We start from the raw sequence: 15,491 nt of genomic DNA on the forward strand, positions 1-15,491 counted from the left end.
GCTGCGCAAAAAGCAGCAACCGACAGGCGATTCGCGCTGGCCCGGCGCTTGCTCTGACTGTGGATACGACAACCTGGAAACAACACATGACATCACCACTGCATTCCCCGATCCAGCTCTGGTACAGCCACCGGGGCGGCGCCACCGCCACCGGCCTGGCCGTCGCCAAGGGCTGGCTGCACGCCGAGTTCGACGGCGGCGCCACTTCGCTGCGCTCGCTGGAAGACGCGGCCAGCCGCGACATCCGCCTGTCCTATTATCACCACGGCCAGACGGGCCTGTTCCGCGAAGGCGGCAATGTGCCGGCGCTGTGGGCCCGCTCCGAGGGCCAGGGCGCGGTGGTGGTGGGCATCACCTGGGTCGACGAATACCAGGGCATCCTGGTGCGGAAGGGCAGCGGCATCCAGACCCTGGCCGACCTGAAAACGAAGCGTCTCGGACTGCCGCTGCGCCGGCGCGCCCTGATCGACATCCACCGCGCCAGCGCCCAGCGCGGCTTCGCTACCGCATTGAACGCGGCCGGACTTGATCCGCGCCGCGCACGCTGGACCCATATCGAGTCGCCCGATTTCGAATTCCCGCAGCGCGATCCCGGCCGCGACATCGAACTCGATGCGGTCAAGTCGGGCTATGTGGATGCGGTTTTCCTGCGCGGCGCCCAGGGCCACGCCGCAGCGCGCGATCCGTCCCTGCGCGTGATCGCCGACCTGAACCGGCTGGAAGATCCGCTGCAGCGGGTGAACAACGGCACGCCGCGGCCGATCACGGTCGACCGCGACTTTCTGGCGCGCCATCCCGGCATCGTGCGCCGCTACCTGGGCGTGCTGCTGCGCGCGGGGGCCTGGGCACGCGACAATCCCGACGAGGTGAGGCAACTGGCGGCGCTTGAGAATCCCGGTTATACCGCGCTTGATGTCACCGGCGCACTGGGTCCCGCCCTGCACCGCAGCCTGACGCCGGGGCTGGATCCGGTGCGGCTGGCGGGGTTGGCGTCGCAGAAGGAATTCCTGCTTGATTGGGGGTATATACGGCGCGATTTCGATATCGATGACTGGATCGATCCGGCGCCATTATCCGAGGCCCTACAGTTCGCGCGACAACCCGCCCACGCCGCACCGATCTACCCGCCAATCCAAGGCGCCGTCTACGTCCATTGAATCCGTTAGCCCAAAAACGTCGTCCCCGCGCAGGCGGGGACCCAAGTAATGCCAGCGCTGTCGAAACGCTGAAACACTTGGGTCCCCGCCTGCGCGGGGACGACGTTGATACGAACTAGAGGTACGCTACCGGATCAGTGCTTGGTATCGCCCTTGTCCGCCGTATGCAGCTCGTGCTCCTTGACCAGCTTGCGCACCTTAGCCACTTCCGCAGCGCCGACCGGCGAAGCCTGGTTGCCCCAGCTGCTGCGGACAAAAGTAACCAGCTGCGCCGTCTCTTCATCCGACAACCGCCAGGCGAAGCCCGGCATGCCCAGGTCGGACGGCGCCGTGTGGGTCGACGGCAGGCGTGCGCCGGCCAGGATCACACGGATCAGGGAAGTTGCGTCTTCCTGCAACACGGTCGGATTGCCCGGCAGCGCAGGGAACACGTCGCCGGCAGCCTTGCCGTCCACGCGGTGGCAGGCCGCGCAGTTGTCCAGGTAGAGCTGGACGCCGCGTTCGCTGTCGTTGCCCTGCATGATCTTCTGCACGGTGGCGTCGCTGGCGGCGAAGGTGGCCTTCTTGTTGCCGCTCGCCGGCAGGCTCTTGATGTAGAGCGCCATCGCCATCAGGTCGGCATCAAGCATGTTCTGGGTGCTGTGCTTGACGACGTCCTGCATCGGCTCGCCCAGCACGCCCGAATGCTTGTTACGGGCGGTCTTGAGCGTGTCGACGATGTCTTGCGCAGTCCAGTTGCCCATGCCGTCGACCTTGTCGCCGCGCAGGTTCACCGCCAGCCAGCCATCGATCAGCGGACCGCCGGCCAGGTATTCCGGACCGGATTCGTCCAGCGCCAGCTCGTTGAGCGTCGCCGCACGCGGGGTGTGGCAGCTGCCGCAGTGGCCCAGGCTCTGCACCAGGTAGGCGCCGCGGGCGATCTTCTGGTCGGAATACTTCGACAGGTCCATCGGGCCCTGCACCGGCACGAAGGTCTTGCGCCAGATGCCCAGCGGCCAGCGGGTCGACAGCGGCCAGCTGATCTCGTTGTCGCGGTTGGCCTGCTTGACCGGCTCGACGCCGTGCATGAAGTAGGCGTACAGCGCGCGCATGTCGTCGTCGCTCATGCGGGCATAGGACGGGAACGGCATCGCCGGATACAGCGTGCCGCCGCTCGGCACGATGCCGTGGCGGACCGCACGATCGAAATCGTCCAGCGAGTAGTTGCCGATGCCGGTTTCCTGGTCCGGCGTGACGTTGGTCGCGTACATATTACCGATCGGCGACTGGATCACGCGGCCGCCGGCGAACTCCTTGCCGCCCGGCGCCGTGTGGCAGGCGATACAGTCGGACGCGGTGGCGACGTAGCGGCCCTTCTCGATCAGGCCGGCATCCGGCTTGACGCCGGGCGCCAGGTTGGCCAGTTGCGGACCCGGTTCGATCTTGCGGGTCTCGGTCGGCGCCACGGCATAGCCGTAGGCGCCGGCAAAGACCACCGCGCCGGCGATGGCGAGACCGAGGACGATCTTTTTGACAGGTTTTTGTTTGGTCATGTGTTCGTCCTCTTATGCCTGCACCAGCGGGCCCGGGTTCTTGATGTACTGTTCCCGGATCGCTTTCGCGCACCAGTAGGCCAGCGCGCCGACCATGCCGGTCGGGTTGTAGCCGTTGTTCTGCGGGAAGGCGTTGGCGCCCGGCGCGAACACGTTCGGCACGTCCCACGACTGCAGGTACTTGTTCAGGGCCGAGGTCTTCGGATTGGCGCCCATGATGGCGCCGCCGACCGTGTGCGTGCTCTGGTACTGGTTGATGTTGTAGTGCGTCCCCGGCTTCTTGGCGTCGCCCTTGGTCGCCAGCGGGTTCAGCACCTTGCACATCTCCTGCGCCTTGTCGACCAGGTAGGCCGACGCCGCGATCTCGTTGTCATGCCAGTCGAAGGTCATGCGCAGCAGCGGTCGGCCGAAGGCATCCTTGTAGTTCGGGTCCAGGTCGAGATAGGCGTCGTCGTAGGCCATGCAGGAGCCCTGCACTTCGTAGTAGAACGAGTGACGCATCGCGTCCTTGGCGCCCTTCTTCCAGTCGCTGCCCCAGTTCGGCACGCCCGGCGCGGTCGCGATGCCGCGCACCGGACCGCCGCCCGGTTGGCGCGCCCAGATCACGCCGCCGCCGACGAAGCCCGATTTGGTCGGATCGTTGCGGTTGCCGTTCAAGTCGTCGAAGGTGGTGCCGCCGCCGCCGATGCCCATGAACTGGTTGGCGTGCACATTCTTGTCGAAGAACAGCGAGACGCGGTTCAGGTTCTGGTATGAGTAGTTCCTGCCGACGGTGCCGGTCTTGGTCACCGGATCGTAGGCCGGGCCGATCTTCGACACCAGCATCAGGTGCACGTTGTACAGCGAGAACGCGCCCAGGATGACGATGTCCGCCGGCTGCTCGCATTCCTGGCCGCCCGCGTCGAGGTAATTCACGCCGGTGGCCATCTTGCCGTCCGCCGTCAGGTTCACCTTCAGCACCTGCGCCAGCGTGCGCATTTCGAAATTCTTGCGACCGCGCAGCACCGGGAAGATGTTGATGTTCGGGCTGGCCTTCGAGTAGTTCAGGCAGCCGTAGTCCGAGCAGAAGCCGCAGAAGTTACAAGGGCCCATCTGGCAGCCATATGGGTTGACATAGCTGGCCGAGGTGTTCGAGGCCGGGATCGGGAACGGGTGATAACCCATCTCGCGCGCCGCCTTGTAGAACATCTCGCCGCCCAGGTAGTCAGGGTTCGGGCCCAGCGGGTATTCACGCGAACGCGAACCTTCGAACGGATTGCCGCCTTCGACCACCTTGCCGTTGATGACGCCCGCCTTGCCGGAGGTGCCGCACACGTATTCGAAATGGTCGAAATGTGGCTCGAGTTCCTCGAAGGTGACCGGGAAGTCCTGGATCGACATGCCTTCTGGCATGATCTTCTTGCCGTAACGCTGCTCCATCGTGCTGCGCAGGTTGAAGTCTTCCGGCAGCGCGCGGAAGTGCACGCCCGACCAGTGCGATCCCGCGCCGCCCACGCCGGTACCCGGCTTGAACGAACCCATGCGACGCTTCGGCACGGCCACGGTCGAGAGGTTGTGGCGGATGGTCACGGTCTCTTGCGCCAGCGACTGCAGGTATTTGCGGTGCACCGAGCCTTCGAGCTCGTCGATCACGCGCGGATACGCGAAGTCGGTCTGTGTGTCGCGGTCAGGGCCGCGTTCCAGGATGAGCACATTCATGCCAGCGTCGGTCAATTCCTTGGCCATGATGGCGCCGACCCAGCCGGCGCCGACGATGACGACGTCTTTTTTCTCTTTTACGATTGCCATATTCTCTTATCCCCTCCGTCCAGCCAGGTCCACCGGTCCCAGCGGATACGGTTTGTCGCGAATCTTCACCCACTCCAGGTAGTCGCCCCGCATGCCGGGGTAACCGATCATCTTCCAGGCGCCCATGTCCTTGTTGCCGCCATGGCTAGGATCGGAGAAGTAGCCGGCGCGCGTCTCGGACAGGAAGTCGGCGAAGAAGGTCTTCGACGAAATGTCGGCGAGCTTGATCTTGCCGCCTTCGAGGTCCTTGAGGACCGCTTCCTGCATGCGCACGTCGAGGTCGGCGAACGCCTTGCCCGAATAGGTCTTGACGCAATGCGCGTCGACGTTGGCGATGCCCACGCGGATGATGTCCTTCAGCGCCAGCTTGCCCTGGTAGCCGAAATCGGAAGTCGCTTCCAGGAATGGGCCCTGCATATACCAGATGCTGCCGGACGCGTACGGCGACTGCATGTGACGATCGATGAACTCGGGCACGCCCAGCTCGACGGCGCCAGGGCCGTGCTCGTCATGCGGAATCAGGCGATCGACCGCGGCGATCACGAATTTCCATTCGTTCGCGTTGAAGAACTTGGGCGTGTAGGGATTCGGCTTGCCTTCCGCGGGCGCGGTGGCGGTGGCATTGGCGTTGGGCAGACCCTGATGGATGGCTGCCGCCGCGCCCGCGCCCATGGGCACGAACACCAGGCTTTTGATGAGGCGCCGCCGCGATGGGGATTGCTGATCGTCGGACATGAAGTCTCTCTCTCAATGTAAATAATGTATTTTGTATGCAAAATGCAAGATACATAGTACCAACAACCAGGGTGGTATGCCAATCCCCGCTACCCACGACGGGTGATTTCTGTAGAGAAATTTTTAGAGCACTCACGATCATGACGGCGTTCCGGGCCCGCCAAGCCACCCGCGGCAACTATTTTATTGTTACCAATAGTTAAATCACACAAATGCATGCCAGCTGCTAGAATCACGATTTCGAAAGTTCAGAACCTTTAGAAGATTCTGATCTATCAGACCGGTGGGACGGGACGCCTTGATTTGACTGGATCCACCGTGTCGTCCGCCCGTTTGTTGTCGCTGCATAATGTGGGGCTTTCGCGCGCTGGCACGGTAGAAAAATGTGTCAACGTGCCAGAGTCCCGACATGACGGGCGCGCGTCAAGGGCGCCGCATTTAATACTTGGTCAATCGAAAGGCAGCATCAGCCGGGCCTGGTCACGTTCCCAGATTTGTTGCAGAAATGAAACATACAGAAGCTGCGGCTTATGCATGACAGGTCATTATTTTCGACAAGTTAAGCTTGCTTTCAACAATGCAAATACGACCGAATGATAGAATTCCTCCAAAATTATGGAAGTGGGGACATTGATGCAAGACTCGAAAGTTGATCCAGCTTTGGAGCGCGGCGCTGCGGCGCCCGCTCTTCCAAAGCTGGCCCGGCAGCACCTGCACGACACGGTGGTTTCCCACCTGCGCCGGATGATCGTCGAGTCGGTGTTCCCGCCCGGAATGAAGCTCAATGAGCGCGAACTGTGCGAGACCATGGGCATTTCGCGCACGCCCCTGCGCGAGGCCTTGAAAGCGCTCGCCGCCGAAGGCCTGATCGAGATCTCGCCGAATCGTGGCGCCTCGGTCTACAAGATGTCGCAGCAAGAAGTATGGGAAACCTTCGAGTTCGTCAGCGGCCTCGAAGCCCTCGCGGGCGAACACGCATGCGAACGGATCACACCCGAGGAAGTCGCCGAGATCCGGGCGCTGCACGACGCGATGCTGACCTGCCGCGAACAGGGCGACCTGCCCGGCTATTACAGCCGCAACCAGGCAATCCATAACAAGATCTCCGAGGCCGCCCGCAACTCTGTCCTCCACCATACTTATCTGAACATGAACCGGCGGCTGCAGTCACTGCGGCTCAAGTCCAATATCGTCCCCGAAAAATGGGACCAGGCGATCGAAGAGCACCGCCAGATGATGGAGGCGCTCGAGGCCCGCGACGGCAAGCGCCTGGCGGCGATCCTGTCGCTCCACTTGCTGGACAAGCGTAATTCGGTGATGGAGATGGTGGCCGACGCCGCGCCGCCGCGCAAGGTGTCCTGACCGGAGTTCTTGCTGGTCTTCCTGTGGCCTGCGCCACGGGAAGACCGGAAGCGCTTACATCCGGAACCGCAGGCTCAGGCCATAGGTCGTCGGGTTGTAGCGCACGTCGCGCGGCATGTATTGGCCCAGCGAGCTCTCGAACTTCGCCTTGGTGAGGTTGATCGCATCGAACTGCAGCGAGACATTGTCGTTGATTTCGTAGCCGATGCTCAGGTCCACGAAGGTCGCCGCCTTGACCACGCGGTCCTGGTTGAACGGCAGTTCCGCGATCTGCTCGACGTAGTCGCCGCGGCGGGTGGCGGCCAGGCGGCCGGTGATGCCATTGCCCTCGTACAGCAGTGCGAAGTTGTAGCTCTTCTTGGCTACGCCGGTGAGCGGCGTGGTGGTGTAGGTGTCGCTGTCGAACGCGGTGCGGCTCTGGTTCTCGCCGTCGATCCAGGTGTAGTTGGCCTGGGCGCCGAAGTTGGCCCACGGGCCAGGCAGGAAGTCGAAGAACTTCTGGACCCCGAATTCCGCCCCGCGCAGACGACCCTTGCCCGAGTTCTGCGGACGCGTCACGCGATAGACCTGCCCGTCGATGACCTCGTCGCGCGTAAAACTCTGCTCGTAGCCGTCGATGTCGCGATGGAACAGCGCGACCTGGGCGAAGCCGTTCTTCTGGAAGTAGTATTCAAGCGTGGCGTCGATATTGGTCGAGCGGGTCGGCTCCAGGTAGGGGTTGCCGGCGCTGCCGCTGCCGGGCACGTTGACGGTCGACGGCACCAGGGTCAGGGCCGGATTGAGCGTGCCGAAGTTCGGCCGGGTGATGGTCTTGCCGACCGAGAAGTGCGACTGCAGGTCTTCGGTCCAGCCGACCACCGCCAACGCGCTCGGCAGGTAGTTGGTTTCGTAGGTCGACAGGTCGACGTTCGACACCTCGTCGCCGATCCGGGTCATGCCGCTCAGCTCACGATTCAGGCGCACCACGCGCGCGCCGATTTCACCCTTGACGTCGATGCCGGCCGGGTTGGCCGCCCAGCGCGTGGCCAGGTACAGGGTCGCGTTGCGCTCGCGCTGGTCGAACAGGCGGCCCGGGTCGTCCGGCACGCGGCCGCTGGCCGCGCCGTACAGGTTACGCACCGCGTCGGCATTGTCGATCAGGTAGTCGGACGACGGGCCGTACCAGGCGCCGCCCAGGCGGTCGAGGCCCGGCACCCTCGCCTGGAACGACGGCCCCAACGCGGCAGCGGCGCTCGGGCGCTCGCCCGTGAAGTCGGCGTGGCCTTCGGCGCCGTGGTAGCCGGCCTTGCGCGAGGACAGGCGCAGGCCGGCCAGCACGGCCGTGAAGAAGCCGTCGCCGCCCAGGCGATAGGTAGCGTCGGTGCGCCATTGCAGCTGGCTGCCGGTCTGCTCGTTCCAGTTCTGCACCATGCCGCGCAGGACGTAGTTGCGCGAATCCTGCAGCGCATTGCCGCTGCCGCCCGGCAGCGTGATGGCGTTGAAGCCGCCGTGGCCGTCGGCGCCGTACGAATACACGCTGGCGCTGGCGCCCGGCACCTGCTGGTCGACGATCACGGTGTCGTTGACGAACTTGGAGCGGGTATAGCCGAACTGCGAATCGACGCTCAGCGGGCCGTCGTTGTACTTCAGGCCGAGGTTGAGGTAGTGGGTGGTGGTGCGCTCGTTCTGGCCCCAGGTGCTCGAGGCCGTGTACGGATCCCAGTCGTAGGCGTTGCCGAACTGCGCGGCCGGCGCGCTGGCGGCCAGGATCGGGCAGATCGCGCCCTGCGGCGTCGCGCAGGCGCCGCCCTGCGGCGCCAGCACCACGTCGGTCAGGCGCGGCGCCCAGGTGGTGTTGCTCATCACGTAGTTGACGCCGGTGCGGCCCTGGTAGCCCATGCCCAGGTACTGGGCGTTGGCCGTCAGGCGCGGATTGACCTTCCACTGGAAGGCGCCGTGCACGCTCTGGCGCTCGCGCTGGCCGGCGTTGTAGGTGCCGCCGATGTTCGGCAACTGGCCCAGCACGTCCCCCGGCGCCGCCGGCGCATACGGGCCGACGTTGCCCAGGCGGGTCGCGCTGCCGTCCGGACTCACCGAGAACACATTGTCGGGACGGTCGACGTATTGCACCGGGAAGGCCCAGTTGTCGCGATTGACGGCGACGTCGAACAGCGCGCCCATTTCGCCGAAGTCGGTGTCCCAGCGGTTGCTGACCAGGAAGCCGCCGCCCGGGCTGTGCTTGTCCGAGGTATTGCCGCTGCCGTTGATCTGGTTGACGCGGTCCTCGACGTAGCCGGTCGCGGTGAAGCCCTTGCTGTCGAACGGCGCGCGCAGGCGGATGTTGACGGCGCCCGCGATGCCGCCTTCGAACTGGTTGGCGGTGGCCGATTTATATACCTCCATGCCGGCGATCGACTGGACCGGCAAGTCCTGGTAGGACAGGCGGCGACCGGCCGCGGTGAAGATCTCGTTGCCGTCGAGCGTGGTGGCGACGTCCGGCAGGCCGCGGATGATCACGGTGCTGGTTTCGCCGCGGTCGCGCCCCACCTGCACGCCGGCCACGCGCTGCAGCGCATCGCCCGCCTGGCGGTCAGGGAACTTGCCGATGTCGTCGGCATTGATGGCGTCCACGACCTGCGGGGCGTCGCGCTTGATGTCTTCGGCCGAGCGCAGGCTCTGGCGCAGGCCGGTGACCTGGATCACGGCGGCGGCCGGCACGGCCGGGGCCGGCGGCGCAGGTGGAGCGGCTGGAGCGGCTGGAGCGGCTGGAGCGGCTGGAGCGGCTGGAGCGGCTGGAGCGGCCGGAGCGGCCGGAGCGGCCGGAGCGGCAAGGGTAGCAGGTGCGGCGGGAGTGGATTCGACGGCCGGTGCGGCCTGTTCGGTGGCGACGGGCGCCGCCTGGGTTTCGGCGGCGGTTTGCGCCAGCGCTGGCGCGCCGTAGGCCGACATCAGCATGATGGCGGCGCAGATCGGCTTGACTTTCAATCGGGTCATTCACTCTCCAATTCTGTGATTCGGGCTTGCGTGCACGTGCTCCGGACTTGCCGGGTCGCGCCCTCTGATACCGGGCTTAACGCTCTGTCATGTCATTCCGTTGACATAAATACACAAAAAATTTCATACATCTTTTTACAGGCGCTTCGGGATACCCGTACATACGAAAAAAAGCCCGCCAAAGCGGGCTTGTTGACGCCAGATATGGAATCCGACGTTTCATGCGCAACACGGACGACTCAGTGATCCCAGAACACCGGCGCCCAGCGGAAAGTATCGCCTTCACGTGCCACCCGGCCCACCGAAGGGAATGGCAGGTGGGTCGCGACCAGCAGGCCGCCGTTGTCCGCCAGTTCGCCGAACAGCGCCATGCGTACGCGGGTCGATTCCCCCGGATCGTGTTCGAAGCCGTTCTGCCAGTCGGGATGGTCGAAGCCGACCGGGAACATGGCGTCGCCGGCGAAGGTCAGGCGCTGGCCGTTGGAGTCGATATCGACCACGCAGTGGCCGGGCGTATGGCCGCCGGTACGGCGCGCGACCACGCCGGGCGCAACCTCATGCCGCTCCTGGAACACGTGCAGATGGTCGCTGTACTGCTCCATGAACTGGCGCGCGGTCGAACGCAGCACGTCCGGCACTGGCTCCGGCATGGCGGTCTGGCTGAAATCGGGCGTATCCCAGAACGCGACCTCGGCGGCTGCCACGTGGATGCGCAGGTCCGGACGCAGGCGTTCCTTGATGCCGTCGACCAGCAGGCCGCCGATATGGTCCATGTGCATATGGGTGATCACCACGTCGGTGACGGCAGACAGGTCGATGCCGGCCGCTTCCAGGCGGTGCGGGGTCTGGCCGGCGCGCGGAAAACCGGGGAATTGCGAGCCCAGGCCGGTGTCGACCAGGATCACCTGCTCGCCGCCCTTGGCCACCAGCACGTTCAGTGGCCAGTCGAAGGCGTCCGGCGGCAGGAACATATGGTCCAGCCAGACGGCCAGGGAGGCCGGGTCGGCGTTGGTGGCCATGGTCGCGGCGGGCAGCGGCAGCACGCCGTCGCTGACCACCAGCACGTCGATCTCGCCGACGCGCAGGGCGTAGCGCGACGGGACCAGCTCTTCGGGCTTGTTGGTATTGTCTCGGGCATTCATCTTGACATCTCCTTGGTTGGCGGCCCTTGCATGCGGGCCTGGCCAGTCGGACGACCGGCAGCGAGATGTCATCGTATGCAGCGTGGGCGCCGCCCGGTAGGCCTGCCGCTGTGCTCACGGTGTTGACTGAAACGCACCAAAGCGACAGGGCCGCGGGCGCTGCGCATGCGCCGGTGTTGGCAGCGCGCGCGGCGCCATGTATGCTCCCGGGCATCCCACTCCGGCAACCACCACGAAAGAAAGAAGCCTATGAAACATCTGCTGTCCTCCTGCGTCCTCGGCCTGGGCCTGACGCTGGCGCTGGCCGGCTGCGACCGCGCCCCGGCGCCGCAGTCGGCCGCGGCCGCCGTCGCCTTCCAGAAGATCGACACCATCCCGGGCGCCGGCAAGGAAGCCGTGGCCGGCGCCACTGCCGTCGTCAACTACACCGGCTGGCTGTACGAGCCGGGCAAGGAAACGCTGCGCGGTACGCAATTCGATTCCTCGGTCGGACGCGCGCCGTTCAGCTTCCAGCTGGGCGCCGGCCAGGTCATCCGCGGTTGGGACGAAGGCGTACAAGGCATGAAAGTCGGCGGCAAGCGCACCCTGATCCTGCCGCCCGAGATGGGCTATGGCGCCGGCGGCGCCGGTCCGATCCCGCCGAATGCGAGCCTGATCTTCGACGTCGAACTGCTCGACGTCCGCTAACGCGCTGCCCTCAGGCCGCCATCACCGGCGCGCCGTAGTCGAGCGGCAGCAGCAGGTCGGGATAGCGCGCGCGCAGCGCGTCGATCGCGCTGAGCGTTCCCGACAGGTGCGTGCGCACCATCTGCTGGGCCGCGGCGCAATCGCCGCGCGCGATGGCCGCGGCGATTGCGCCGTGTTCGTCCAGGATCGACTGCGCCTTGCCGTTGAGCGGCAGGTGCAGGCGGCGCAGGCGGTCCAGGTTGCCGCTGCGGCTGCGCATCATGGACCACAGGTCGGGCACCGCCGCCGCCTGGTACAGACAGCGGTGGAATTCCATGTCCACCTGGGTGAACGTGCCCAGGTCGCCCGACTCGAGGCTGGCGCGCTGGCGCTCGACCAGTGCAGTCAAGGTGCGCGCCAGGACCGGATCGGCGTCCTGGGCCAGCACCTGCACCATCTCGAGTTCCACCGACAGGCGCAGGAAATGCGCCTGCCTGGCCTGGGCCAGGTCGATGCGGCGCACCCGGGTCTGGTGCTGCGGGTAGATGTCTACCAGGTGCTCTTCTTCCAGGCGCAGCAGCGCCTCGCGCACCGGGCTGGCCGACAGCTTGTAGAAGTCGCACAACTGGGGTCGCGCCAGCACCGTGCCCGGCTTGATCGCCAGGCCGACGATCAGTTCGCGCAGGTGCTCGAACACCTGGATGGTCGCATTGCGCGAACGGTCGAGGTGAAAGTTGTCTGCGGCGAACTTCATGGTGGAGTCTCTCATGGCTTGCGGGTCGAAGGCGGCACTGGTATTTCAATGTTCCAGTGCCTGCCATTGTTCCCGATCGGCGCCCCGCTGTCCGCCCCTCGCGCGAATCAATCACGATCATGAGCGATCCGCGCCCTGCCCTTCATCCGCCCTGCATCAACGCACCAGGCAGGGCCGCCTGTGGTCGAAGCGCCAGCCGGGCACCAGGAACTGCATCGCCGCCGCGTCGTCGCGCGCGCCCAGGCCCATATTGCGGTAGGCCTGGTGCGCCGCTTCGAGGGCATCGGGATCGAGTTCGATGCCCAGGCCGGGCCGCGATGGCACCCGCACCTGGCCATCTTCGATGCAGAGCGGCTCCTTCGTCAGTGCCTGCCCATCCTGCCAGATCCAGTGGGTGTCGATCGCCGTCACCCGGCCAGGCGCTGCCGCGCCCACGTGGGTGAACATGGCCAGCGAAATGTCGAAGTGGTTGTTCGAATGCGAGCCCCAGGTCAGGCCGAACATCTCGCACAGCTGCGCCACCCGCACCGAACCCTGCATGGTCCAGAAATGCGGATCGGCGAGCGGGATGTCGACCGACTGCAGTTGCAGCGAATGGGCCAGCTGGCGCCAGTCGGTGGCGACCATATTGGTCGCGGTCGGCAAACCGGTGGCGCGCCGGAACTCGGCCATCACTTCGCGTCCCGAGTAGCCGTTCTCGGCGCCGCATGGATCTTCGGCATAGGCCAGCACGTCGTGCTTGTCACGGCACAGGCGCACCGCTTCATCCAGCGACCAGGCGCCGTTCGGGTCGAGCGTGATGCGCGCCGCCGGGAAGCGTTCCTTGAGCGCCACCGCCGCCTCCATCTCGGCGGCGCCATCCAGCACGCCGCCCTTGAGCTTGAAGTCCTGGAAGCCGTAGCGCGCCTGCGCTGCCTCGGCCAGGCGCACCACGCCCTCGGCGTCCATCGCCTCTTCGTTGCGCAGGCGCAGCCAGGCATCGTCGGCGTCGGGCTCGGCGCGGTAGTCGAGCGTGGTGCGGCCACGGTCGCCGATGTAGAACAGGTAGCCGAGCATCGGCACCGCATCGCGCTGCCTGCCCTCCCCCAGCAGGTCCGCGACCGGCACTCCCATGAACTGGCCCAGCAGGTCGAGCAAGCACGATTCGACGGCGGTCACCGCGTGAATGGTGGTGCGCAGGTCGAAGGTCTGCAGGCCGCGCCCGCCGGCATCTCGGCCGGCAAAGGCGCCGCGCATGGCGTTCAGCACCGCGAGGTAGTCGCCCAGCGGCCGTCCGATGACGAGCGCACGCGCATCCTCGAGCGTAGTGCGAATCGATTCGCCGCCCGGCACTTCGCCCAGGCCGGTGTTGCCGGCGCTGTCCGTCAGGATCACGACGTTGCGGGTGAACCAGGGACCGTGGGCCCCGCTCAGGTTCATGAGCATGCTGTCGCGGCCGGCAACCGGGACGACGCGCATCGCGGTGACGACCGGTGCGCCGCCTGCGTGCAAAGGCATGGATGGTACGGGAGAAGGCATCATGTGGGCGCTCATTTGCTGCGATAATAGTCGGACAGCACGTCAAAGGCCTGCTTGCGCACGCCGGTCTCGGACAGGATGCCCTTGCGGTTCCAGCCGTTCTGGAACACCGGGTGCTCGCGGCGCGGCGAGCGGAAGTCCTTCAGGATCCAGGGCGACAGGCCGCGCAGGGTCGGGATGCCCTCGGCCATGGCCAGCGTCTTGCGGTAGTACTCGGCCTGGTATTCCTCGGTGAACTTCTTGAGCCCCTGGCCGCGGTGGCCGGCCAGCGCATCGGCGCCGAACTCCGACAGGATCAGCGGGCGCTCGCCCGGGACGTTCCAGCGCAGCTTCGCGATGCCGTCCAGCGTATCGGGACCGTACCAGCCGGCATACACGTTCACCGCCAGCACGTCGAGCTTGTCGATCAGCGGATCCTGGATCTCCAGCACGTCGCCCTTGCGCTCGACCAGCAGCGCGGCGCTCACCAGGCGGGTCGGATCGAGGGCGCGCACATTGTCCGCCATGGCGCCGTGGAAGCGCGTGCGCGACGGCGAGACCGGCGTCTCGTTACCGACGCTCCACAGGATTACCGAGGCCCGGTTGCGGTCGCGGTAGATGGTCTCCGCTTGCATCACGAGCGCCTTGCGCAGCACGGCCGGGTTGTCCCAGTCGACGGTCCAGTACACCGGGATCTCGCTCCACACCAGCAGGCCCATCTCGTCGGCCAGGCGCACCGTGGTCTCGGAGTGCGGATAGTGCGACAGGCGCACATAGTTGCCGTTCAGGCCGTGCTTGATCTCGTGCAGCAGCGCGCGCGACGCCTGCTCGGTCATATTGCGCGCCGGGTTCGGGCCGAACTCTTCCTCGTGCAGCGAGATGCCGCGCAAGAACAGCGGCTTGCCGTTCAGGAGGATCTGGTTGCCTTTGACGGCGATGGTACGGAAACCCATGCGGTCACGTACCTGGTCGCCGCCGGCAGAAAAACGCACGTCGTACAGGGTCGGCTTCTCTGGCGTCCAGCGCTCCAGGCCCTTGGGCGCCGGGAGCTCGAGCAGCGCGCGGCCGCTGGCGTCGGTGGTGGCGCGCGCCGTGCCGAGCGCGCCGATCGCCACCGTCACCGCCTGGTTCGCGGCCTGCGGTCCCTGCAGCTGGACTTCGCCGGCGATGCGGCCATCGGAACGCAAAGTCAGCGTCGCATCGTCGATGAAGGTCGCAGGCGTGGTGACCAGGCTGACCTTGCGCGTGATGCCGCCGTACAGGTCCCAGTCGGTGATCTGGGTCGGGATCGACTGGGCGTCGTGGCTCGAATCGACGCCGACCACCAGCCGGTTATCGCCCGCGCGCAGGGCCTCGGTAACTTCGAGCACGAAGGGCGTGAAGCCGCCCTCGTGACGGCCCACTTCCTTGCCGTTGAGGTAGACGTAGGCGCGGTAGTTGACCGCCTCGAAGCGCAGGAAGGTGCGCTTGCCGGCTTCAGGCCGGGCGTCGAACTTGCGCTGGAACCAGATCAGGCCATCGTAGTAGCGCAGCTCGGCCGCCGCCGCGTTCCAGGCGCCGGGCACGTTGATGAGCGGGCCGCGGTCCATGTCGAACTCGTAGAAGTCGACGCCGCCCTTGGCTTCGACGGCGGCGACGTCGACGTCGCGCGCGCGCTGCATGCGCGACTTGGCCACCCAGCCGTTGATGTCGGTGAGGCCCGTGCGGTACAGGTCTTTCGAGTAGGTCCATTGGCCGGACAGGTCCTGGCTGTCGCGGTGCAGCGCGCCGGTGAGCAGGAAGGCGGGTCGCAGAGAATCGGCCTGCGCCGCCTGCGCCAGCGCCGGCTGGCAGGCCAGCGCGCCGACAAGGATCCAGAATGCCGTGATGAGTTTTTTCATGTCCT

11 protein-coding genes are annotated in these 15,491 nt (G+C 65.9%); 3 read left to right on the top strand and 8 right to left on the bottom strand.

All coding sequences use genetic code 11. The features are described 5' to 3' along the window. The first annotated feature begins 86 nt into the window (after positions 1-86). Positions 87-1,157 (top strand): ABC transporter substrate-binding protein, encoded by a 1,071-nt coding sequence (locus tag AC3A6F_RS12765; RefSeq protein WP_487681215.1) that lies wholly within the window; start codon positions 87-89, stop codon positions 1,155-1,157. A gap of 134 nt (positions 1,158-1,291) precedes the next feature. Here the strand turns inward: AC3A6F_RS12765 and AC3A6F_RS12770 are convergent, their stop codons facing one another. From AC3A6F_RS12770 to AC3A6F_RS12780, 3 genes are read right to left on the bottom strand one after another with little or no spacing between them, the layout of a single operon-like run. Next, positions 1,292-2,689, bottom strand: coding sequence for a c-type cytochrome (locus AC3A6F_RS12770; protein WP_487681217.1), 1,398 nt, complete (start codon positions 2,687-2,689; stop codon positions 1,292-1,294). A 12-nt stretch (positions 2,690-2,701) separates the two neighbouring features. Beyond that, positions 2,702-4,477, bottom strand: a complete 1,776-nt coding sequence (locus tag AC3A6F_RS12775) for a GMC family oxidoreductase (RefSeq protein ID WP_487681219.1) — start codon at positions 4,475-4,477, stop codon at positions 2,702-2,704. Positions 4,478-4,483: 6 nt separating this feature from the next. Then, the gene (locus tag AC3A6F_RS12780; RefSeq protein ID WP_487681221.1) at positions 4,484-5,212 is read right to left on the bottom strand and encodes a gluconate 2-dehydrogenase subunit 3 family protein; all 729 of its coding nucleotides are present in this window, start codon (positions 5,210-5,212) and stop codon (positions 4,484-4,486) included. A 633-nt stretch (positions 5,213-5,845) separates the two neighbouring features. On the opposite strand from AC3A6F_RS12780, the gene AC3A6F_RS12785 reads away from it, so the two are divergent. Beyond that, complete coding sequence (locus AC3A6F_RS12785) at positions 5,846-6,574, top strand: GntR family transcriptional regulator (RefSeq protein WP_487681222.1); 729 nt, start codon at positions 5,846-5,848, stop codon at positions 6,572-6,574. Between the two features lie 54 nt (positions 6,575-6,628). On the opposite strand, the gene AC3A6F_RS12790 is transcribed toward AC3A6F_RS12785, so the two are convergent. Together AC3A6F_RS12790 and AC3A6F_RS12795 are read right to left on the bottom strand one after the other, a co-directional pair. Next, the gene (locus AC3A6F_RS12790; RefSeq protein WP_487681224.1) at positions 6,629-9,547 is read right to left on the bottom strand and encodes a TonB-dependent receptor; all 2,919 of its coding nucleotides are present in this window, start codon (positions 9,545-9,547) and stop codon (positions 6,629-6,631) included. A gap of 239 nt (positions 9,548-9,786) precedes the next feature. Beyond that, positions 9,787-10,689 (bottom strand): MBL fold metallo-hydrolase, encoded by a 903-nt coding sequence (locus AC3A6F_RS12795; RefSeq protein WP_487681225.1) that lies wholly within the window; start codon positions 10,687-10,689, stop codon positions 9,787-9,789. 249 nt (positions 10,690-10,938) lie between these two features. Between AC3A6F_RS12795 and AC3A6F_RS12800 the strand changes: the two genes are divergently transcribed. Further along, the gene (locus AC3A6F_RS12800) at positions 10,939-11,376 is read left to right on the top strand and encodes an FKBP-type peptidyl-prolyl cis-trans isomerase (RefSeq protein WP_487681227.1); all 438 of its coding nucleotides are present in this window, start codon (positions 10,939-10,941) and stop codon (positions 11,374-11,376) included. A 10-nt stretch (positions 11,377-11,386) separates the two neighbouring features. Here AC3A6F_RS12800 and AC3A6F_RS12805 read toward each other — a convergent pair whose 3' ends face one another. From AC3A6F_RS12805 to AC3A6F_RS12815, 3 genes are all read right to left on the bottom strand, one after another. Further along, positions 11,387-12,109 carry a GntR family transcriptional regulator gene (locus AC3A6F_RS12805; RefSeq protein ID WP_487681229.1) on the bottom strand — a complete coding sequence of 241 codons (723 nt, stop codon included), beginning with the start codon at positions 12,107-12,109 and terminating at the stop codon, positions 11,387-11,389. 156 nt (positions 12,110-12,265) lie between these two features. Then, positions 12,266-13,606 carry a glucarate dehydratase gene (gene gudD / locus AC3A6F_RS12810; RefSeq protein WP_487681231.1) on the bottom strand — a complete coding sequence of 447 codons (1,341 nt, stop codon included), beginning with the start codon at positions 13,604-13,606 and terminating at the stop codon, positions 12,266-12,268. A gap of 32 nt (positions 13,607-13,638) precedes the next feature. Further along, positions 13,639-15,486 carry a glycoside hydrolase family 2 protein gene (locus AC3A6F_RS12815; RefSeq protein ID WP_487681232.1) on the bottom strand — a complete coding sequence of 616 codons (1,848 nt, stop codon included), beginning with the start codon at positions 15,484-15,486 and terminating at the stop codon, positions 13,639-13,641. Positions 15,487-15,491 lie beyond the last annotated feature (5 nt).

Source organism: Massilia sp. Soil_C_3, from assembly GCF_057657035.1.